Origin of the sequence: Virgibacillus phasianinus (assembly GCF_002216775.1) — a bacterium.
GTDB lineage: Bacteria > Bacillota > Bacilli > Bacillales > Amphibacillaceae > Virgibacillus_F > Virgibacillus_F phasianinus.
This window is the reverse complement of the sequence record NZ_CP022315.1, coordinates 740489-761696: the sequence shown is the minus strand read 5'-3', so window position 1 is coordinate 761696 and position 21208 is coordinate 740489. Positions and strand designations below refer to the sequence as shown.

Annotated in this window: 18 protein-coding genes; all 18 read left to right on the top strand. The window is 37.8% G+C overall.

Annotation, left to right across the window (positions count from 1 at the left end):
• Window position 1: 1 nt before the first annotated feature.
• Window positions 2-1939: a VirB4 family type IV secretion system protein gene (locus tag CFK37_RS03815; RefSeq protein ID WP_245837310.1), complete on the top strand. Its 1938-nt coding sequence runs from the start codon at window positions 2-4 to the stop codon at window positions 1937-1939.
• A 2-nt stretch (window positions 1940-1941) separates the two neighbouring features.
• Window positions 1942-2685, top strand: coding sequence for a hypothetical protein (locus tag CFK37_RS03810; protein ID WP_089060635.1), 744 nt, complete (start codon window positions 1942-1944; stop codon window positions 2683-2685).
• On the top strand, window positions 2682-3818 hold the full coding sequence (locus CFK37_RS03805; RefSeq protein WP_089060634.1) for a peptidoglycan DD-metalloendopeptidase family protein: 1137 nt from the start codon (window positions 2682-2684) through the stop codon (window positions 3816-3818). The genes CFK37_RS03810 and CFK37_RS03805 overlap by 4 nt, the downstream gene beginning before the upstream one ends.
• A gap of 16 nt (window positions 3819-3834) precedes the next feature.
• Window positions 3835-4860, top strand: coding sequence for a coiled-coil domain-containing protein (locus tag CFK37_RS03800; protein ID WP_245837309.1), 1026 nt, complete (start codon window positions 3835-3837; stop codon window positions 4858-4860).
• 330 nt (window positions 4861-5190) lie between these two features.
• Window positions 5191-5532: a hypothetical protein gene (locus CFK37_RS03795; protein WP_089060633.1), complete on the top strand. Its 342-nt coding sequence runs from the start codon at window positions 5191-5193 to the stop codon at window positions 5530-5532.
• A complete protein-coding gene (locus CFK37_RS03790) occupies window positions 5525-5965 on the top strand; it encodes a hypothetical protein (RefSeq protein ID WP_089060632.1) in 441 nt (146 codons plus the stop codon). Before CFK37_RS03795 ends, CFK37_RS03790 begins: the two co-directional genes overlap by 8 nt.
• 6 nt (window positions 5966-5971) lie before the next feature.
• Complete coding sequence (gene mobP2 / locus CFK37_RS03785; protein WP_089060631.1) at window positions 5972-7216, top strand: MobP2 family relaxase; 1245 nt, start codon at window positions 5972-5974, stop codon at window positions 7214-7216.
• Window positions 7217-7255: 39 nt separating this feature from the next.
• The gene (locus CFK37_RS03780) at window positions 7256-7807 is read left to right on the top strand and encodes a restriction endonuclease (RefSeq protein ID WP_245837308.1); all 552 of its coding nucleotides are present in this window, start codon (window positions 7256-7258) and stop codon (window positions 7805-7807) included.
• A complete protein-coding gene (locus CFK37_RS03775) occupies window positions 7804-9945 on the top strand; it encodes a type IA DNA topoisomerase (protein WP_089060630.1) in 2142 nt (713 codons plus the stop codon). Before CFK37_RS03780 ends, CFK37_RS03775 begins: the two co-directional genes overlap by 4 nt.
• Before the next feature lie 6 nt (window positions 9946-9951).
• Window positions 9952-10182 carry a hypothetical protein gene (locus CFK37_RS03770; RefSeq protein ID WP_089060629.1) on the top strand — a complete coding sequence of 77 codons (231 nt, stop codon included), beginning with the start codon at window positions 9952-9954 and terminating at the stop codon, window positions 10180-10182.
• Window positions 10183-10251: 69 nt separating this feature from the next.
• A complete protein-coding gene (locus CFK37_RS03765; RefSeq protein WP_089060628.1) occupies window positions 10252-10536 on the top strand; it encodes a hypothetical protein in 285 nt (94 codons plus the stop codon).
• The gene (locus tag CFK37_RS03760; protein ID WP_089060627.1) at window positions 10533-11258 is read left to right on the top strand and encodes a hypothetical protein; all 726 of its coding nucleotides are present in this window, start codon (window positions 10533-10535) and stop codon (window positions 11256-11258) included. Before CFK37_RS03765 ends, CFK37_RS03760 begins: the two co-directional genes overlap by 4 nt.
• A 57-nt stretch (window positions 11259-11315) precedes the next feature.
• Window positions 11316-12524 carry an ArdC-like ssDNA-binding domain-containing protein gene (locus tag CFK37_RS03755; RefSeq protein ID WP_089060626.1) on the top strand — a complete coding sequence of 403 codons (1209 nt, stop codon included), beginning with the start codon at window positions 11316-11318 and terminating at the stop codon, window positions 12522-12524.
• A gap of 402 nt (window positions 12525-12926) precedes the next feature.
• Complete coding sequence (locus tag CFK37_RS03750; protein WP_089060625.1) at window positions 12927-14033, top strand: DNA polymerase III subunit gamma/tau; 1107 nt, start codon at window positions 12927-12929, stop codon at window positions 14031-14033.
• A 200-nt stretch (window positions 14034-14233) separates the two neighbouring features.
• Window positions 14234-14845 carry a recombinase family protein gene (locus CFK37_RS03745; protein WP_425445359.1) on the top strand — a complete coding sequence of 204 codons (612 nt, stop codon included), beginning with the start codon at window positions 14234-14236 and terminating at the stop codon, window positions 14843-14845.
• On the top strand, window positions 14839-16851 hold the full coding sequence (locus tag CFK37_RS03740) for a type I restriction-modification system subunit M (RefSeq protein WP_089060623.1): 2013 nt from the start codon (window positions 14839-14841) through the stop codon (window positions 16849-16851). The genes CFK37_RS03745 and CFK37_RS03740 overlap by 7 nt, the downstream gene beginning before the upstream one ends.
• On the top strand, window positions 16848-18131 hold the full coding sequence (locus CFK37_RS03735; RefSeq protein ID WP_089060622.1) for a restriction endonuclease subunit S: 1284 nt from the start codon (window positions 16848-16850) through the stop codon (window positions 18129-18131). The genes CFK37_RS03740 and CFK37_RS03735 overlap by 4 nt, the downstream gene beginning before the upstream one ends.
• Window positions 18128-21130 carry a type I restriction endonuclease subunit R gene (locus CFK37_RS03730; protein WP_089060621.1) on the top strand — a complete coding sequence of 1001 codons (3003 nt, stop codon included), beginning with the start codon at window positions 18128-18130 and terminating at the stop codon, window positions 21128-21130. Before CFK37_RS03735 ends, CFK37_RS03730 begins: the two co-directional genes overlap by 4 nt.
• The last annotated feature ends 78 nt before the right edge of the window (window positions 21131-21208 follow it).

The window sequence follows — 21208 nt, the reverse complement described above, 5'->3', positions numbered from 1 at the left end:
CATGATGTTGCAAAAACAACAAACAAAAACAGAGGACAAACCAAAACGTCCGCCATTGGATAAAGATTTTGTAACAGCTATTCAACCACAAGGCGGTATATCTTTTAAAGATAAATATATAAAAAAAGGGGATGGGTATGAAACCTGTATCCATGTTTGGGATTACCCTTCTAATGTCGAGGTTCTTTGGATGGATAAATTGATGTCCATGTATGATGTAACAGTTGTAACCGATATTTCTACGATGAATCAGGACGAAACTATCAGTGCAATTAACAAAAGCATGGTGGAACAAGATGTACGTTTTCGAAGTGCTAACCAGGAATCGGAACGAATGGATGCCCAACGTGGCTATAAGGAAATGGAAGATTTATATCAAAAAATAAGTGAAGCAGGAGAGGTTATTAAATTAATGCATATTCGTTTATTTGTTGCTTCCCCAACGATATCGGAATTAGAACAAAAGGTGAATCGAACGATTTCGAAGTTGCAATCTATTGGATTTAAAGGGCAGGTTTTCCTCAATGAGTCCTTCTGGGAGTGGCAAGCATTGTTTTTACCTTATGAACAGCAACTTGCCTTTCCGAATAAACGAGAAGGAAAAGGGCTCCCTGCCATTACCCTTGCCTCGGGACTCCCGTATCATTTTTCAGAGTTAAATGATCGAACAGGGAGTTACCTTGGAACATCGTTTACAGGTGGGAATGTATTGTTTGATTTATTTCATCATGACAAATTAAGACGATTTTATAATGCAGTTGTCGTTGGAAAAATGGGCGCTGGGAAGTCAACCGCACTGAAAAAGCTATTAATGGATAATGAAGCGCGTGGCAATTTTATTCGTGGCTTTGATGTCACAGGAGAATTTAAAACATTGGTGCAATCCGTGCGAGGACAAATGATAGGGTTAGATGGGAGTGACGGCATTATTAATCCATTGCAAATATACAAAGCAGAGGACAATCACGATAAAAAAAAGGATGAGGAACTGAGTTTTATGCAACATATATCCAAAGTAGCAAAATTCTATACCTTTCTTGCCGTGAATCCGTCACAAGAAGAAAGTGAAGAATTTAAAAAGATTCTTCGGTTGTTTTATGAGTCACTGGGATTCATGAAAAAAATGAAAACAACTGGTGTTACAACACTTACGAACGAAGAGTATCCGGTTTTTAGTGATTTGTTGGCATTTATCCGTGAACATTTATATGAAAACACCGAAAGGAGAATCATACGCCGTGAAATATCAGTTTCCCGTGTGAATCGACTGGAAAAAATTGAACTAGTCATTGACAATCTGGTGCATAGTTATGGTTATTTGTTTAACGGTTATACCACTGTCCCAGACATCACGAATGAACAGGTTATCTTTTTCTCGATTCGTAGTTTAACGGGATTGGAAAAAGGTGTATTTAATGCCCAGATGTATAATGTATTGAATCTCATTTGGGATAACTTAATTCAGATTGGTGCACCACAAAAAGAAAAGTTGTATCGTGATGACAGATTTTTGGAAGATGATGCCACGCGTTTTCTGATTATGATTGATGAAGCACATCGACTTATCAATGCAGAAAATATGTTGGCCGTTTCCTTTTTAACAGACTTCGCTCGTGAAGCTCGAAAATATTTTGGTGGTTTAGTATTAGCGAGTCAATCTATTCGTGATTTTGTGCCTGATCATTCCGACACAGATACCGTGACGAAAATCCGCACGTTGTTTGAACTCACCCAATATAAATTTGTGATGCAGCAAGATTCCAACACATTAGATGCTTTACGAACCATCTTTGAAGGACAACTGACGGAAAGTGAGTTGGACCATGTACCGCAGCTACAACAAGGGGATTGTTTACTTTCGATCAGTGGTGTAGGAAATTTGATGCTATCCATTGAAGCATCAGACGAAGAATTGCGATTGTTTGAAGGGGGGTTATAACGATGTCAGGGCGGAAAGAACGAGGTAGTTTAGTAGAAAAAGATCCGTATAAACGTATGTTTAATAAGTTTATATTCTTGTTAATGATTGCGATTTTGACAGTCGCTATGTGTGTGTGGAAATGGACATCTGACGAACCGGAAAAGCAAAATCCCGAAGAATTATTCAAGGAAACAACAAAAAAAGAACAACGGATGGAAAAAATGGAAGGGCTAAATGAGGAGAAAATCAAGCAGGCTTTGGAGGATAAAAACACACCAAAAACAACCCATCAGGTTGATCAAGAGAAAATGAATGTAGACGAAAAGTCAGCGAATACGAATGATTTAGAAGAAAACTATCAAAATGCATATGGGAAACAGGTAGTAACCGAAGCAAAGGAGCAAGCAAAAAAAGGGCTTGCTCTTTATTTATTGCAGGTGTCCGATTGGGAGGAATGGAAAGGGGTTGTGACAGATGCATATTTGAAGAAAATGAAGCCAGATATTCAGCAAGCAAAAGATCAACATGTGAAACGAACGATTGAAAAAATGGAGTTGTTTGCTTCCAATAATCCTCAAAAGAACATGATGACATTTGGTGTATTTATTACATGGCATGTCACCATTGATGGAAAAACAACCAATAATCCAATGCAATTGTATTACATTACGTTGAAACAGGCAGATGGAAAATGGCTTATTTCAAACGTCGTTACACCAAATCAACAAGCGATGGAAGGAACCGAAGGGGAGGAGAAGTCATGAAAAACCTTTGGAACATGGTAAAGGGTTTGGTGAAGAAAAAAATCATGCTATGGATTGCAGGATTTATTGGTGCAAACGCCGTAACAATTTTAGTTGGTGTCATCTTATTAACCATTTTGCTTGCGATCATTGGCGTATTAAGTGGCAGTGTAGACCATCAACAATCTCAACAATCGGATAGTAAAGCTGGCTATGTTTGTTCGCCAACCGGAGAAATAAACATGAAAAAGTGGAAGAACATTTTCCACGATAAAGATCGTTCTGGTGCATTAAAAGGATATGGAGATGAAATACGGGCTTTGTCAGAAAAACGAGGTATTGACCCTGTTTTATTTGCAGCGGTTGCGATGCATGAGACAGCTTGGGGGAAATCATCCGCGGTACGACTGAAAAATAATCCGGGCGGCCTAATGAATCCGAATGGTAGTGGATTATATGTGTTTGACACGATGCAGGAAGGATTAGAGTCGATGGCACTTACATTGTACAACCGAATTATTGTCGATGGTTTGGTAACGATTGAACAATTGGGGAGTGTGTATGCTCCTATTGGTGCGGCCAATGACCCGAACAATTTAAATGTTCATTGGGTACCAACCACCAAAGAAATTGCTCAAAGGTTTGGTGGGTTAATCATGAATTGTAAGACGGTGGATCACATTGATATGGGGGGGATCGGTAATAAATCATGGGTATCCCCACATACCAAAAACATTACGTCTGGTTTTGGGTATCGTTCAGGGTGTGGAAATTGCTCGTCCTTTCATGCAGGTATCGACATAGCAAGTGCCGGTATACGAAGTACGCCGATAACCGCATTTATGGACGGGGAAGTGATTGTGAGTAAGGCGCAAGGTACAACGTTTCGTTCCTCCTTGAGTAATATGGGAAAGGGTTATGGATGGGTTGTAGTGATTGATCACGGAAATGGCATGCATACCCGATATGGACACATGATGCAAAAAGGCATTCCCGTTGGAACGGATGTAAAAGCTGGTGATGTTATCGGGCGTGTCGGTTCAACAGGGTCTTCAACGGGTGTACACTTGCACTTTGAGATACTTATGAATGGAAAAAGAATAAACCCAATGTCCTATGTTAAACCATTTTTAACCGGAGGTAACGGGTCATAAAAGGAGTGGTGATAACTTGAAAAATAAATTAAATCGGGGAACCGAAAACAAGGTATATATCGGAATAATGATTGTCGCTGGACTTGTTCTCGGCGTTTTTTTTACGTCCAAAACATGGATGTATGATGATACGACTATTGAGCAAACTCCCTTCAATGAATCTATTGGTGGGTTAAGTCAAACAACTGTTGTTCTTCGGGATTGGGAATTTAATCCTGCCAATCAATTGATGGAAGTCACATTGGAAACCGTTCATACCGGAACCGATGTGGTGGAACCAACATTTACCTTTGAATCAAAAGGAAAGGAATCCGGTGCAACATATCCGGTAAACAAAGTGTATGAATCCGTCAACCTGATGGTGATTCAAATTGAACAAGTTCCAAAAACCTATCAGGCTATTGGGTTGTTTGTAACGGAACATCGGGATGAAAAAATACTGAAACAAGCGTATGAAAAACAAGTTATGCACGACAGTGATGTAGCAACAACTGCAACCAATGAGATAACAGCATCGGAAATACCAGAGCCAGAAGAAATTGTCTTAGTAGGTGATTACCGAAAAATTGATACCAATCAATCATTGGTTACGAAGACGGAAGAAGCGTATCAAAAAGAGACGATACGTGCAGACATGAAACGAATTAAGCACCAACTTTCAAAACTAGTGGAAGAAAGTACCCCTTTCCAGGAAAAGTTAATTATGACATTAAAGCAAGAAAAAGAAGAGTTGCGACAAAAAATGAAATTCGAGACAAAAGAAGAACAGTCTGAAACCAAGAAGGAAATGAATCATAAAAAAGATGCCATTAAAGATGCAAAAGAAGAGATAGAAAAGCTTCAAGAAAAGATAAAGGAACTCAAAGACAAGTACAAAAATCGCGAAAAAAAACTTGATGCATTAACACAGAATAAGGTGGAAGATCAGCAACAGAAGAACGAAGAAACGAATGCAGTTGATGGGAAAAATGCCAAAAAAGATGTACCAAAAAATAAAGCTGATAAGAATAATAATCATCCCCAAAAAGTCGTCCAAGGATAAGAAAAGGTCTGAAAAAAAGAAGAAAGATAAAAATAAAAAAGATGCTGAGTCCTCAAAAAAGGATAAGAAATAAGCTAAGAAACTGTACGCCATATGTACGCCTTTGCTAAAAAAAATGACATGCAAGGGAAAACTAGGCACTGCCTAGTCCATCACGCTATGTGATGGCATTTTCCCCTTATCCTGTTCAACACTCTCCGTACTTTCGTGCAGAGAGTTTCCTATATTATTCATTACGAAAGGAAGTTGACAAGATCGACGTTTAGTTACGAAATATAAATGCGGTAGATATTACGTTTACACGCAAAAAAAATGAAAAGGATGAATGAAATGGACGTGAAAATTCGTGATTTACATGCAGGTGCGATGCAAGTTTTATTAGAAGAAGCTAAGAAACAAAAAGTATCACGGAATGAATTGTTAAAAAGACATATTGAAGATTTAGCAACATTTAACGGGATGAAAAATGCAGAAAGAGATTTGGAGAGGGCAGTAGGAAGAGCCGGTGATGCATTAGAAATTACGTACAGACGACTTGATCAGTTGGAAGAACAATCGTTAAAAATGTATTTACTTTTAACCATTGTTTTGGATGTTGACCCAGAAGAAGTGGATGAATATTTAGAAGGAATGTTCCATATAAAACGGAAAGGTGATCATACGGATGGGTAATACAAAAGATCGGTTACATGTACGATTGAAATCAGACACAATCGAATCAATAAAAACCATCGCTTGTGAAAAAGATGTATCACAAGCTGACGCTATTACACTTGCAATCGACCACTACTATGCTGAACGAAAAGAAGAATACGCAGCTTTAAAACGTATGGTTGCATATGTAATTGATGAAAAAATGGAAAGTATGATTGAAAAAATAAACAAGCTGCAAGTTACTGGCAATGTAATTGATCGAGATACAAAAATTCTGCTTGAGTTTATGAACCATTATTACTTGGTGAATAAATTTAAAGACCTGGTGACAACCGACAAATATAAAACAGAGGGGTTGCGGGATGCAGAAGATTTAATACAAAAACGTATTCACAAACAACGGAAGAAAAAACTTGATTATGAAAAACGGAAGGAACAAGAAAGGCTGTAATAAAGTATGAGTCCTGCGGTTGTATTACGTAGTAAATTTGTTACATCTCAGTCCAATGCATTTAATGATTATATTAATTATATGGATCGTGATGATGCAAAAAGTCATGTTCATCTCAACGAATCATCCAATAATAAGGATGATTTTTTTGTGTTCCATGATTTTATGGACTACATGGGAGATGAAGAAAAGCGGGGGGAATTGTTTACCAAAAATAAAGATGCATTAAGTTTAGATGAGAAAAAAGACTTAAAGAAACAATTTCAAACAGGACAACATCATGAGTCACCAATGTGGCAGGATGTGATTAGTTTTGATAATGACTGGTTGGCAAAACAAGGAATTTATCATGCCAAGGAACACACAGTGGATGAAACGAAAATACGGGAAGTGGTACGTAACACAATGGATATAGTGTTGAGGTCAGAAGGAATGGAAAATTCCGCTATCTGGACAGCATCTTTGCATTATAATACGGATAACATTCATGTTCATGTAGCTTCAACGGAACCGCATCCAACACGTGAGCGAATGAAAGTATTGGATAAAGAAAGTAATACCTGGCACGAAGAATACCGTGCAAAACGTAAACCAAAAACGCTGGACAAAATGAAATCGAATGTGGCGAATATGTTGATGGATCGAACGCATGAACGAAATAAAATTGATGAGCTTGTTCGGGGAACAGTTCATGAGAAAAAGGAGAAACACGTGTCTTTATCAACCTATCGTAAAACGAATGAGTTGTTCCAAGAAGCGATGAAACGTCTCCCGTCGGACAAACGCCAATGGAAGTACGGGTACCAGTCTATTCATGAAGCAAGACCGTATTTAGATGAAATAACGGATATTTATTTGCAACAATTTCACGGAGATAAGATGAACGAATTGCATCAACGACTGGATGATGAAGGAAATGTGATGAAGGAAATGTACGGTGATGCAAGTGACTATGATGAGTACAAACAAAACAAGCTTGATGATCTGAAAAAGCGAATGGGGAATGCGGTTCTTTCTGAAATGCGTGCTTGTAATAAGGAACAAAAGACAGTTGCTTTTCAGCAAAAACGATTCCATGAACAAGGAATATCTAATTATGCTTGGAACTCGATTCACCGATATTATCCCGGTACGTCGTTCCATGTTTCCATGGTGAAATTAACTAAAGCAATGCGAAAGACGTTTCAGGATTACGAAAAAGAAAAGAACCAACGAGAGTTTGATCATATTATGGACGGGTACGAAATGTAACATACAAGGATTGTTAAAGGGAAGGAGAGAAACAACAACATGAAAGATATGTATACACTGATAACCGATTACGAAGCACTCTTATTACTATTAATAGGAGTGCTATTGTTTGTATTGTCCATTTTTCCAAATATTATGAAGGTGGTTAAACGAAAACAACGCTATCGATTAATGAAACGTTCTGGAATAAAAGACATTGACCAGATGCAGGGGTATCAGTTTGAAGAATACCTGAAAGTGTTATTCAAAGGGTTAGGATATCGACCAATCGTTACCAAAAAGTCAGGTGATTATGGTGCGGATGTGGTACTCAAAGGAAGAAATAAAATCGTTATTCAAGCAAAACGATATGGTTATAAACATAATGTCAGCATGGATGCAGTACGTGAAGTATTTGCTTCCATGTTTTTTTATAAGGCGGATGAAGCATGGGTGATTACAAATTCCTTTTTTACAAAACAAGCGATGATTTTGGCAAAAGCATGTGGCGTGAAATTACTAAACCGGTATGAATTAGAAGAGTTTATTGTCAAGATTAATCCGGCACAACAACCAAAACAATTTACAAGAAAAAGGAGCGATTTGCATTGACAGTTACCGTACTAGCGGAAAAACCAAGTCAAGCTACATTATATGCGGAAGCATTTCAAAACGTCAGCAAAAAAGATGGATATGTGGAGGTGAACGATCCCCGTTTCTTTCAGGGGAAAGCATTTATCACGTGGGGATTTGGCCATCTAGTGGAACTGGTTTCGCCGGAAAACTATAAGGAAGAATGGAAAAAGTGGAAGCTGGAAAACCTGCCAATGTTCCCGGAAACATTTCAGTTTCAAGTTGGGAAGGATAAGAAAAAGCAGTTTATCATTGTAAAGCAACTACTAAAACAATCGGATGAAATAATCGTCGCAACGGACTGTGACCGAGAAGGGGAAAATATCGCCCGTTTGATACTAAAACTAGCCGGAGTATCCTATAAACCAACAAAACGCTTGTGGATTAACTCATTGGAAGTGGATGAAGTACAGAAAGGAATGAAACAGTTAAAAGATGGTCAAAACTATATCTCTTTGTATAAAGAAGCTCAGACAAGACAATTCAGTGACTGGCTGGTAGGGATGAACGCTTCCCGTCTATATACCTTGCTTTTACAACAAAATGGGTTGAAAGGTGCTTTTAGTGTTGGCAGGGTACAAACGGCAACGCTCTGTTTGTTATATAAGCGCCAACAGGAAATTAAAAACTTTGTTTCCCAGCCGTTCTTTGAGTTGGCTGGAAATGTACAGGTGGAAGGAGGCGCGTTTGATGCAAAAGTAAAGCAACGATTTGGTACCAAAGAAGATGCGAAAAGTACCGTGGAAATTCATAACTTAGTACGGGGAAAAAACCAAGGGAACATTCAACAGGTGACACAAGAGCAAAAGAAACTGAAGTCGCCAAAGTTGCATTCGTTGTCTACGTTGCAAGAAATTGCCAATAAAAGGTGGAAATACAGTCCGTCGGAGGTGTTAAAGTTGGCACAATCGTTGTACGAGAAAAAAATGTTATCCTATCCACGAACGGACAGTCATTATATTACAAACAATGAATTTGCTTATCTAAAACATAATCTTGCAGCATATCAATCCTGTTTAAATATAAACACGGAAGTCGTTTATCCTGAATCACGGAAGCGTTATGTGAACGATTCCAAAGTACAAGAGCATTATGCCATTATTCCAACTAAACAAACTGCCAAAAAGAAGGATTTAAGCAATAAAGAATGGAATATTTATCAGGAAGTGGTTGCGACAACACTTGCCATGTTTGCTGGGGACTACGTATATGAAGAAACGAACGTGGAAGTGAATGTGAACGGGATTTGTTTTGGAAAGACCGGAAAAGTGGAGCAGGAGAAAGGATGGAAAGCACTCTTTCAAGCGGAAAAAACAGATGCTAAAAAAGAGGATGAGTACAAAACATACGCTGTTCTCCCGTCCATACGGGAAGGAGAAGGCTGTACGGTAATGATTGATCTGTCCGAAGGGCAGACAAAACCGCCGAAAGCCTATACCCAGGGACAATTGATTAACGTCATGAAAAACGCTGGAAAAGAAATCGAGGATGAAACCTTACAGCACACGTTGAAGGAACAAGAAGGGATCGGAACCGAAGCGACAAGGGCAGGTATTATTGATACACTCAACAAGCAGCACTATATTGAGATAAAAAAGAACAAGGTTTCTGTCACCCATAAAGGTAAAGTCCTTTGCCAAGTAGTGGAAGGAACTGTATTATCGAGTCCTGAAATGACTGCGAAATGGGAAAGTTATTTGCATAAAATCGGACAGCATGAGGGTTCGCAAGAACACTTCATCACCAAAATAAAACAGATGCTAGAATCCTTGATGGACAGTGCACCAAAAAAGATGAAAACATTAGAACAACAGTTTCATGCAGCAAAAGCAGAATCCAGTATCGGGGATTGTCCGGTATGCGGTGCGGAAGGAGGGAAAATCGAGGATAAAGGAAAGTTTTATGGTTGTTCCCGATATCGGGATGGATGTACTTTTACTTTACCGAAAAGGTTTTTAAGCAAAACGATCAGCGAAGCAAACATGAAAATGGTACTAGCAGGAAGTAAAACGAACTTGATAAAAGGATTCAAGAGTAAAAAAGGAAAAACCTTTGATGCGTATTTGCGTTATGATCATACAGAAAAGCGATTAAAACCAGAATTTAAGAAAGGATAATGGAGCATGGATTTGTACGTGAATGGAGAATATAAAGTAGTGGATATTGGCTATGTGAAGGAAATCAAAGATGTGAGCGTCGTGTTTATCGTAAACAATGGGGATGTCGAAATCGAGGTTGATGATGTGACATTGGATGCCATTCAAACGATTTACCAAGCAGATGAAGAAGCATTGATTTCATTGGATGTGAAAAACAAAATGGTTATTTTAGATGGTGAACCGACAGCTTCATGAAAGCTTATGGAACAGACTTCCAATACGGGAGTCTTTTTTTATTTTGCATAAAAAGGAGGTGATGAAAGCGTGAAGAGTGCCTATAAAATCGTTTCAACATTCGATTCAGCATGTCCGGCAACACTTGTACTGACCGATGAGGAAACGGGCAATGAGGATGAACGTAGAATCTGGAATCCAGATCCTGATGGCAAAGATGATTTATATGTCTGTTTGTATAATCCCTATCAGCACCATGTGCAGGAGTCTGATGCAATAGAGGATTTGCTGGATGTATATCACATGGAAGAAGTGTTGATGCCTGGTATGTATCAACACTTGCAAACCCCCTGTTTGATGGGCAAGAACCGTTGACACTTGAATTACTGGAAAGTGATTTTTCCTTGCATCCGGCGGAAATCCTAGAGGATGAAGTCAAATATGATGCGATGAAACAACAGGAATCAACAAAAAACAAGCAAATGAACCATGATATGGAGATGTGGGGGCTCCCGGTTGGGAGTCCTTTATTCCTATTAAGAAAGGGTGAAAACTACATGGATGCTGATAAAAGAGAATTGTATATTGGAAACCGTGAAGTATATTTGATTCAGGGATTGGAATTGGATGTGGAGTTTGATTATATTTCACAGGAAGAACGAATGGAAGCAATCGTTGAATTGGAAGATTATATTCAAGAACAGAAGATGCAGCCGGTTAAGTCCGATGATGGATATGTGAAAGTAAAGGAAGATACCATCATCTATGTTGCAGCGACATGCGAGATGGATTATGCGGCAAGTTTTGAGGAATGTCACAACCCAGAGAAAGATCATCGAACAGAGCGTGTCTTAGATCAGTTTTATGATGAATGTCTTACGTTTTGGAATAGGGAAGAAGATAATTCCTCCGGCTTTGTGCTGGCTAAAAGTCCGAAAGAACTTGCCATACAGGATGTTGCTTTTTTGGAACATGATCCAACCGTTCCGAACGGGGAGTTGCTAGATGCAAAAAACAAACGAACGTGGTTACAAGGCAAGCGGGATCAATTGTTCAACCGGAACACAAAAGAACAAACACATGATATGGATATGTAATGGTGGCTTCTCTTTAAAAAGGGAAGCCTTTTTATTTTTAACGAAAGGATGAACTGCATGAAACGAAAAACATTTGAACAAAAACGGGAAGAAGTAAAGCAATTAACAGAAACGATGGATGCTTCCATTGATTCATACTTTCAAAGTGAAGAGAAAATGGCAGACTATCTGGAATTTATGATGCAGTTTCATAAGTATTCGCTGCGTAATTCTGCCTTGATTCAAAGTCAGTTTGAGGGAGCACAAGCGGTTGGAAGCTATAACTTCTGGAAAGAGAAAGGGTTTCAAGTGCAGAAGGGAGAAAAGGCTCTTAAAATCCTTGTACCGAACAAGTCTGTATCAAAGTTTAAAAATGCAGAAGGTAAGTGGAAAAACTTTAAATATGCGACAGATCAAGAAAAAGAACAGGTTGAAAAAGGGGATCTGGAAGAGCGAAAAAGCAGACTTTTCTTTTCTATTGGAAGTGTATTTGATGTAAGTCAAACGAATGCAAAAGCAAGTGATTTGCCGGAGATTTTTCCGAACAAATGGATGGAAGGAGACGTGAAACATTATGATGAGATGCTTGAATCCATGTATAAAATTGGGGAACAATTGAATGTTTCAATTGGGGAACCATTCGAAGAATTAGGTGCAGCAAAAGGAGCCTTTTATTATCCTATTAGTGATAAAAATAATGGCCATATTGGATTGAATCCACGTAATGGTAAGCTGCAAAATGTGAAAACATTGCTGCATGAATTAGCACATGCCAAGCTGCATAATCCAAAGGATACAGATTATAGAACAATGCCAGCAGAGGAAAAAGAGTTTCAGGCGGAAATGACAGCATATGCGGTAGCAACCTATTTCGATATTGATACGAGTGACTATTCGTTACCTTATTTGGCGAATTGGACACAGGGGAAAGAAATGGTAGATAAAAATAAGTTGCTGCAAGATGTACGGGAAACGGCTATTGAATTTATTGATGTCATGGAACCAGATCTGGTCAAAGAACGTGAGAATGAACACACGCAGGTATCTATGAATAACTATTCAGATGGCCTGTATTGGTATGAAATGCAACACCGTCCTGTTTCGTTAGGGTGCCAACCAAGCGGGTTTAGTGATTTTGATGATGATAAAGGAAAGTATGGAATCGTTGCATATGACAGGGGATTAACAGACAAGGAATTAAATGACTTTGAGCTGAAGAAATGGGACGTGGAGAAACAAAACAAAGTGAATAAAGAACAGAAACAGGAAATCGAAATGGGGATGTGAGGGCTTCCGGTTGGAAGTTCTTTTTTTATTATGTAAATGTATCCCTCCTTCATATTGGTAGGTTTGGCTCGTGAATCGTGACCGCCAAGGCTTCATGTCAAACCGACTATGATTCTATTACACCCCACCAATTAGTTCAAAAGGAAGTTTTCCATACTATTATTGATATATTGAATGTAATAATTGATACCTTTTCTTACATTCGGATAAATATATTGTCAGTGTAAGGTTTTGAATAAAAAACACGATACTTGGTTGTAAAATTATGATTGATTATTAATAACATCTACCATAATAGGTCCGGATAAAGTGGAGTAACATTAATTCATTATTTACCCAGGGTGAAATATGATATATTGTAAATAATCATTGAAATGTAAATAATTTCTAAGGTGGGTCATTATGTTTTCGGTGCAAACTGCTTATTACGATTTAATTGGAATGACAAGCTTGATAAATTTAAAAGACAATAAAAAATATTCAGCAGTTCCGGTTTATCCTTTAGTTAGAGACTTGTGTTTAATAATATATCAAATTAATAAAGAAATTTTAGATAACTCCATTGAACTAGATCCTAATATAAAAAAGATTCGGCACCGAGTTAAGTTATATCAAAAGAAGAATAATTTTAAAGTGTATGAAAGTATAATAAATGACCATATTCATCAGTTTGGTAAAGATATTGATAATTTAGGATTTTATTTGGATGGTGAGCAACTAGTAGGGAGCACAATATACACTACTTACATATTTCAAGATACTCAACTTTTCGCCAAAAATCCGAAAGAAACGGGTAGAAATGCATACATATTTATGGAAAAAGTGGGGGAAACCGTCGCGGTAATTGTAGAAAAACTCATAGAAAAATCCAATTATGCTTTATCTCCATTAGAGATTCCTGCGTTTGTGTATAATGATGATAAAGCTTATACAGAAAAAGATATTCTAAACAAGAATTTTTTTGTGAATGATCAGAATAAAAATGTCTTATTAACAAGATTAGTGATTAGTCTCCAAGAAGCTTCTACCTGTATCTGGTTATATAATGGCGTTCCTAGGGCTAATAATTTCCAAGTAGATAACTATATTTTACTAAGATTGTTGTCAATTAAAGCTGATGAAGTAATGGATAACTTGAAAAATATGCAAACCTTTTTGACTGATACTTTTATGCAAGTGGATAAAGTACTTGATTTTAAAGTATCATGTTTAATAAATGAATTTGATAAAGAATTGTGTGATGAATGCAAGATTCTACGAAATATGATTCATTACAATGCACAGGATACTAATTTTATTGACTATGTAGAAGGAAAGTTAAGTAATGAGAGCAACTATATAAACAATTTCACCACCAAACTGGTTAAACACTATATGGAGCCCTTAAGTGAATTAATTTCAGATTACTTAAAGATAAATGAAAAGAGAAGCATGAATGATTTGGAGAAGATAGCTAGGAGATTACTTTCAATAATTAAAAGGGATAAATTTAAAGAATTATCAAAATGAGTATAAGTTGAATACAATAAGAGTAAATTTGATGGAAAAGTATAGGATGACAAGGATAGACATGAAAAAGGTCCCAATAGATTACACTCTATTGGGACTTGTTCATTTTGTTGATTTTAAAGGGTTATAAGTATCCCATTTACTTATTCCAAAATCAGATGTAAAATTATAGTAAATATATCCTATATTGAGGTGGTATTTTGAAGTATGGTTATGCGCGAGTTTCATGTGTGGATCAAAATTTAGATCGTCAGCGCTCGTCTCTTAAAGAAGAGGGCTGCGAGATGATTTGGGAAGAAAAAATGAGCGGCGCAACAACTAATCGTCCAGTCCTTCATGACTTACTAGATAAAGTTAGTAAAGGAGACATTATTGTGGTACAAAGTTTGGATCGAATTAGCCGATCGACCGTTGATTTACTGCAACTCGTTGATGAACTAAAAGATCAAAGTGTCTCTTTACGTTCGATCAAAGATTCTTGGTTTGATATGACAGATGAAAATCCTTTTTCAGGGTTTTTATTAACAGTTATGTCTGGATTGTCCGAATACGAACGCAAAATGATCCGCATGAGACAACAGGAAGGGATTAAACAAGCAAAATTTAAAGGGAAGTTTAAAGGCAGGGTGAAAAAATATACGGAAAAGCATCCTGGAATGAATCATGCGATTGAGCTGTATGAAAAAGGTGACAGGACTGTTAAAGAAATTTGTGCAATCACTAAAGTTGGTCGTAGTTCATTCTACCGTGGATTAAAGAAAAGAGAAGAACAACAATACGTAAGTGGAAAAAAGGAGAAAATGACATGGTAAACTTTCAAGAAAAGGTTAATTTTTTATGGACAATTGCAGAAATCTTACGAGGGCCATATAAGCCTGAAGACTATGGTAAAGTTATTTTACCTATGGCGGTTTTACGTCGTTTTGATAACGTACTAGAAGATACGAAAAAAGACGTATTAAAGAATTACGAGAAATTCAAGCACTTACCTGAAGACGCTCGAGACGAAATATTGAACAGAAAATCAAATCAGCTTTTTAATAATACAAGCAACTACGACTTCAACAAACTCCTCAATGATTCCGATAATATTGCAGAAAACCTTCGAGATTACATAAATGGTTTTTCAAAAGTCGCGCGTGACATTATTGAGTACTTCGACTTTGATAAGCAGATTGAAAAGATGGATCGTAACGATCTCCTTTACTTGACAGTAAAACGTTTTGCAGAAGTTGATTTACACCCTGATGTCATCTCAAATCTAGAAATGGGCTATATTTTCGAAGAATTGATCCGACGTTACTCGGAACATGCTGAGGCTGGTGATCACTATACACCTCGAGAAGTGGTACGCCTTATGGTTGGACTCATGTTTAACGATGATGATGAAATTTTAACTAAACCAGGTATCACCCAAACGCTTTATGATGGTTGTGCGGGGACAGGTGGCATGGGATCCATTGCGCAAGAATATTTAAATGAGCTGAATAGTTCAGCCGAGTTAGAGTTCTTCGCTCAGGAAATTAATGAAGAATCGTTTGCGATGTGTAAGGCTGACACTCTTATTAAAGGAGAAGAAGCACAGAATATTCGTTTTGGCAATACGTTAACGCGTGATGCATTTCCAATGAAGAAATTCGACTATCTTATTTCCAATCCACCGTATGGAGTTGAATGGAAACCCTCAGAAAAAGTAGTGCGACAAGAACACGAAGATTTAGGTGTGAATGGTCGTTTTGGCGCAGGATTACCTCGTATCGGTGATGGTCAACTATTGTTCTTGCAGCACCTAGTATCGAAAATGAAACCAGTCAGTGAAGAGAACCCGAAAGGCTCTCGCTTAGCGATTATTATGAACGGATCACCATTGTTTACAGGGGATGCTGGAAGTGGAGAAAGTGAAATTCGTCGCTTTATGATTGAAAATGATCTTGTAGAAGGAATTGTTGCTATGCCAACAAGCCTTTTCTACAATACGGGCATTTCCACGTATATTTGGATTTTAACCAATAATAAAACTGCGTGGCGTAAAGGGAAGATACAGCTTGTCAATGCCGTAGATTACTATCAGAAGATGCGTAAAAGTATGGGGGAAAAGCGTCATGAGATTTCGCCCGAACAGATCAATGAAATCATTCGCATATATGGTGAGTATAAAGAGGCAGAGAACGTAAAAATCTTTGAAAACGAAGACTTTGGCTATCAAAAAATCTTTGTTGAACGACCTTTAAAACTCAACTATAAAGTTGATGACGAACGGATCGATCGTCTGCATGACCAAAAAGCTTTCCAAAACCTTGCGAAGTCGAAGAAAAAGGGTGAAGCGGGGTTAAAAGAAGAGGAAGCTGGACATAAGCAGCAACTAGCAATCATTGAAGCATTACAGACGTTGAATGATGGTACACTATATAAAAACCGTGAGACATTCACGGAGAAATTGAAAACGACGTTTACAAACATAGGACTTGATATGAAAGCTCCGTTACAGAAAGCGATTCTTGCAGCACTTTCTGAAAAGGACGACACTGCCAATGTGTGTCTGAAGAATAAAAAAGGCGATCCTGAACCTGACTCAGACTTACGAGACACGGAAAACGTGCCGTTAAAAGAGAACATACATGATTACTTTGATCGAGAAGTTTTACCACACGTGCCTGATGCGTGGATCGATGAAGAGAAAACAAAGATAGGTTACGAGATTCCGTTTACGAGACACTTCTATAAATACCAAGAACTTCGACCATCTGACGAAATCAAAGCGGAAATTCAGGAACTGGAAGCGAGTATTTTAGAGAAGTTGAAGAAGGTGATGGTGTGAACAGTGCTACTGACCAATATAATTGGATAAATGAGATACCTGAAACTTGGAAATTGGTTAAATTAAAATATTTGGCCCGAATAGCAACAGGGAGTTTTGATACTCAAGATAAATTAGAAAATGGAATATATCCTTTCTTTGTAAGGTCGCAAAAAATAGAAAAAATTGATAAATACACTCATGATGGTGAAGCAGTAATGACCGCAGGTGATGGAGTTGGTGTTGGTAAAGTGTTTCATTACTACAATGGTAAATTTGCTGCTCATCAGAGATTATATGTATTTAATAATTTTAAAAAAGTTGTCTTTGGAAAATATATTTACTATTCGGTACTGTCTAATCTTAAATTTGAGGTATTACAGGGTAATGCGAAATCTACAGTAGATTCATTAAGATATCCTATGTTAGCAAATTTCCCAATCGTACTACCAGGTTACGATAATCAGATTAAGGTGGTTAACTTCCTCGACCAGAAAACGCATGAGATCGATGACTTAATTGCGGACAAAGAAAAATTGATTAAGCTACTCGAAGAAAAACGTCAAGCAGTGATTACGGAAGCAGTGACAAAAGGGCTTGACTCGAATGTGAAGATGAAAGACTCAGGAGTGGAATGGATAGGCGAGATTCCTGAGCATTGGAATGCTCTAAAACTTAAAAGAATTGCAAAAAGAATAGATGTTGGAATTGCTGAAGCTGCGGCTCATGCATATAGAGATAAAGGTGTCCCTATAGTACGCTCGAAAAACATTAAAAACGGTAAGATTATCAATAAAGATATTTTTTATATTGATGAGTATTTTGCAGAAAAAAACAAAAGTAAATATATTTGGCAAGGAGATTTAATAACGGTAAGAACAGGAGACGCTGGTGTCACAGGGGTTGTGTCACAAGAATTAGATAGATGTCAGTGCTTTACCATGTTAATAACTACTTTAAATAAAAATAATAACCCAAAATTCCATTCATATTATTTAAATAGTATTGGAGGGAAAAGTTATTTTAATATTACTGCTTGGGGAACAGCTCAAAAAAATATAAGTGTGCCTATACTTGAAAACTGCATAGTTCCTTATACAGATAAAGAAGAACAAAATAGAATTATTGAATATCTAGATCAAATAACAGAAGATATTGATCACTCTATGAAAATAGTGAAAATACAAATCAATAAACTTAAAGAATACCGCCAATCCCTCATACACGAAGCAGTAACAGGTAAGATTGACATTCGAGGGACGATGGATGAAACCGAACAGGAGGAGGTGTCGTCATCGTGAGTATTGACACGACGGAAAAAGGCTTTGAAGAGAACATAGAACAACAGTTGATGGAATCGGGGTTTCAACGGCGGACACTGAATGGTACTGACCTTGCCACCTTTCAAAAGTGGACGATTGATCAAGCGATGCTTTTTTCCTTTTTGGAAGCGACCCAACCGAAGTCGATTAACCAATTAAAGAATGTATATAAGCACGAGGTTCAGTTCAAAGTGCTTGATCGCATTGATAAAGAACTCAAACGTCGAGGGATGATCGATTGTTTACGACATGGTGTAAAAGACTATGGTGTGACGCTGAAACTTGCTTACAACAAGCCACCGACAGATATGAACCGAACGCTTGTTGAAAAATATGAACGGAACATTTTTACCGTCAGTCGTCAGGTCTATTATAGTGCGGGGAGCCACAAGTCAATTGATATGATGCTCTCGATTAATGGGTTACCTTTAGTGGTTATGGAGTTAAAAAATCAACTAACTGGTCAAACTGTTGAACATTCAATGAAACAATTTAAGAAAGACCGTGACCCTAATGAGCTGCTTTTTCAGTTTAAGAAACGTGCGGTAGTCTTTTTTGGCGTAGATACTGATCAAGTGTATATGACAACACAGTTAAATAAAGGGAAGACATTCTTTCTTCCGTTCAATCGGGGCAATAATGGCGGCAAAGGAAATCCAGTCGTAGAAGGAGATTACCGAACATCGTATCTCTGGAAAGAGATTTTGCAACCTAATAGCCTGATTGATATCCTTTTTCGCTTTGTCTATATTCAAAAAGAGAACATTCGTGACAGCAACGGGGACATCATTGATGAGAAAGAAATTGTGATATTCCCTCGCTACCATCAACTTGATGCGGTACGAAAAGTTGAAGCCGATGTGACGGAACATCGGGCAGGGAAGAATTATTTGATTCAACACTCAGCAGGGAGTGGCAAAACGAACAGCATTTCATGGTTGTCTCACCGTTTGGCAAAACTGCATGACGAAGAAGAACAACCTGTTTTTGACAGCATTATCGTTATTACAGACCGACGGGTATTAGACAAGCAACTTCAAGATGCGATATATCAATTGGAACATAAGGCAGGCATGGTTGAGAAAATTGATGAAGATTCGAACCAGTTAGCGAAAGCGATTCAAAATAAAACGAAGATCATCATCACAACGCTGCAAAAGTTCCCGTTTATCCTCGATAAAGTGGGGGAATTCAGTCGTGGAACGTATGGGGTCATTATCGATGAAGCACACAGCTCACAGGGAGGAAAGGCTTCATCAGCCATGACTGCTCTTCTCTCCGATAAAACATTAGAAGAAGCGTATGAACAGAGTATGATCGAGGAAGGTGAAGCGACGGATGCAGAAGAACGCATGATTGAAGTGATTGCTAAAAGTGGCGATCAGTCCAATATTTCCTTTTTTGCTTTCACTGCTACACCGAAACCCAAGACGGTAGAACGCTTTGGGCGGGCTAAAAAAGACGGCACCTATGAACCGTTTCATCTTTATTCCATGCGCCAAGCGATTGAGGAAGGTTTTATTCACGATGTGTTAAAAAACTATGTCACGTATCAAACATTCTATAAGATTGAAAAAAGCATCGATGAGGATCCAGAAATGGTGAAGAGTAAGGCAAGTCGTCAAATTGCTAGATATGTATCACTTCACCCACATAATATCGCACAAAAAGCCGAGATTATGGTGGAACATTTTCGAAACGTAACACGTCATAAAATTAACGGAAGGGCGAAAGCGATGGTTGTCACAGGAAGTCGCCTTCACGCGGTTCGATATAAACATGCTTTTGATAAATATTTGAAAGCAAAGAGTTATACTGATTTAAGAACCCTTGTGGCGTTTTCAGGAACAGTTGAAGATAATGGATTATCCTTTACAGAAGCAGAAATGAACGAATTTAGTGAGAAAGAATTACCAGAGAAGTTTCATTCTGATGATTACCAAGTTCTGATCGTCGCAGAGAAGTATCAAACAGGTTTTGACGAACCATTGCTTCATACCATGTATGTTGACAAGCCACTCGATGGAATTAAGGCGGTTCAAACCCTTTCACGCCTAAATCGAACGTGTAAAGGTAAAGATGACACATTTATATTAGATTTTGTAAATGATGCTGAGACGATTCAAGCAGCTTTTCAAACCTATTATGAAGTGACAGGTCTTGGTGAAACAACTGACCCGAATATTTTATACGATGTCCAGCATGAACTTGATGCGATGCAAGTGTATACCGAAGAAGAAGTGGATACAGTTGCAAACCTTGAATATAGTGACCAGCCAACGAAAAGTGCTCGTTTTCAGGGTCAACTTAATGCGGCACTAGATCCTGGGGTGCAACGGTTCACGAGAGAACTAGATGAAGAGAAACAAGATTATTTCAAATCATCGGCGATGAAATTTGTAAGAACGTATGCGTTTATCTTACAAATTGGCCCTTTTTCAGATATAGAGCTACACAAACGGTTTATCTATTTGAGTTCATTATTAAAGAAATTACCACGAAAACCAGAGGACCCAGTATTTCTTTCAGACGATGTTGCTTTAGAGTATTATCGAAATGAGAAAACCTTTGAAGGAAGTATTATGCTTAATGAAACTGGTGGAGAATATCTCACTCCAGGTCAGTATGGAAGTGCAGCAGGTGGAGAAGAAGAAAAAGAACGTCTTTCCTCGATCATTGATCGAATGAATGATCGCTTTGGAACGGAATTTACCGTAGTTGATAAATTATCTAGAGATCAAATCGTTGAAGACATGAAAGCAAACGAAGATCTCGCGCAAAAAGCGAAGAGCAATACAAAGGACAATTTTAAATTTAGCTTTAACCGCACATTCATGGACTTTGTCGTCAACCGCATGCAAAATAACGAGGAATTCTTCATGAAGATCCTTGAAGATGCTGAATTTAAAGACTTTCTAATGGAAGATATGATCGATGAGGTGTATGAAGAGTTAAGAGGTCAGAATTCAGCAAACTAAAGCTCTGAGTAGAAGGATGATTAGTAAAGATCAATATTTTTAAAGTGTTCATATCCATAGAATTAATGAAGGGGATTA

Coding starts and splice junctions, on each gene's coding strand:
- CFK37_RS03815 (WP_245837310.1), top strand. CDS start 2: ATGATGTTGCAAAAACAACAAACAAAAACAGAGGACAAACCAAAACGT.
- CFK37_RS03810 (WP_089060635.1), top strand. CDS start 1,942: ATGTCAGGGCGGAAAGAACGAGGTAGTTTAGTAGAAAAAGATCCGTAT.
- CFK37_RS03805 (WP_089060634.1), top strand. CDS start 2,682: ATGAAAAACCTTTGGAACATGGTAAAGGGTTTGGTGAAGAAAAAAATC.
- CFK37_RS03795 (WP_089060633.1), top strand. CDS start 5,191: ATGGACGTGAAAATTCGTGATTTACATGCAGGTGCGATGCAAGTTTTA.
- CFK37_RS03790 (WP_089060632.1), top strand. CDS start 5,525: ATGGGTAATACAAAAGATCGGTTACATGTACGATTGAAATCAGACACA.
- mobP2 (WP_089060631.1), top strand. CDS start 5,972: ATGAGTCCTGCGGTTGTATTACGTAGTAAATTTGTTACATCTCAGTCC.
- CFK37_RS03780 (WP_245837308.1), top strand. CDS start 7,256: ATGAAAGATATGTATACACTGATAACCGATTACGAAGCACTCTTATTA.
- CFK37_RS03770 (WP_089060629.1), top strand. CDS start 9,952: ATGGATTTGTACGTGAATGGAGAATATAAAGTAGTGGATATTGGCTAT.
- CFK37_RS03755 (WP_089060626.1), top strand. CDS start 11,316: ATGAAACGAAAAACATTTGAACAAAAACGGGAAGAAGTAAAGCAATTA.
- CFK37_RS03750 (WP_089060625.1), top strand. CDS start 12,927: ATGTTTTCGGTGCAAACTGCTTATTACGATTTAATTGGAATGACAAGC.
- CFK37_RS03740 (WP_089060623.1), top strand. CDS start 14,839: ATGGTAAACTTTCAAGAAAAGGTTAATTTTTTATGGACAATTGCAGAA.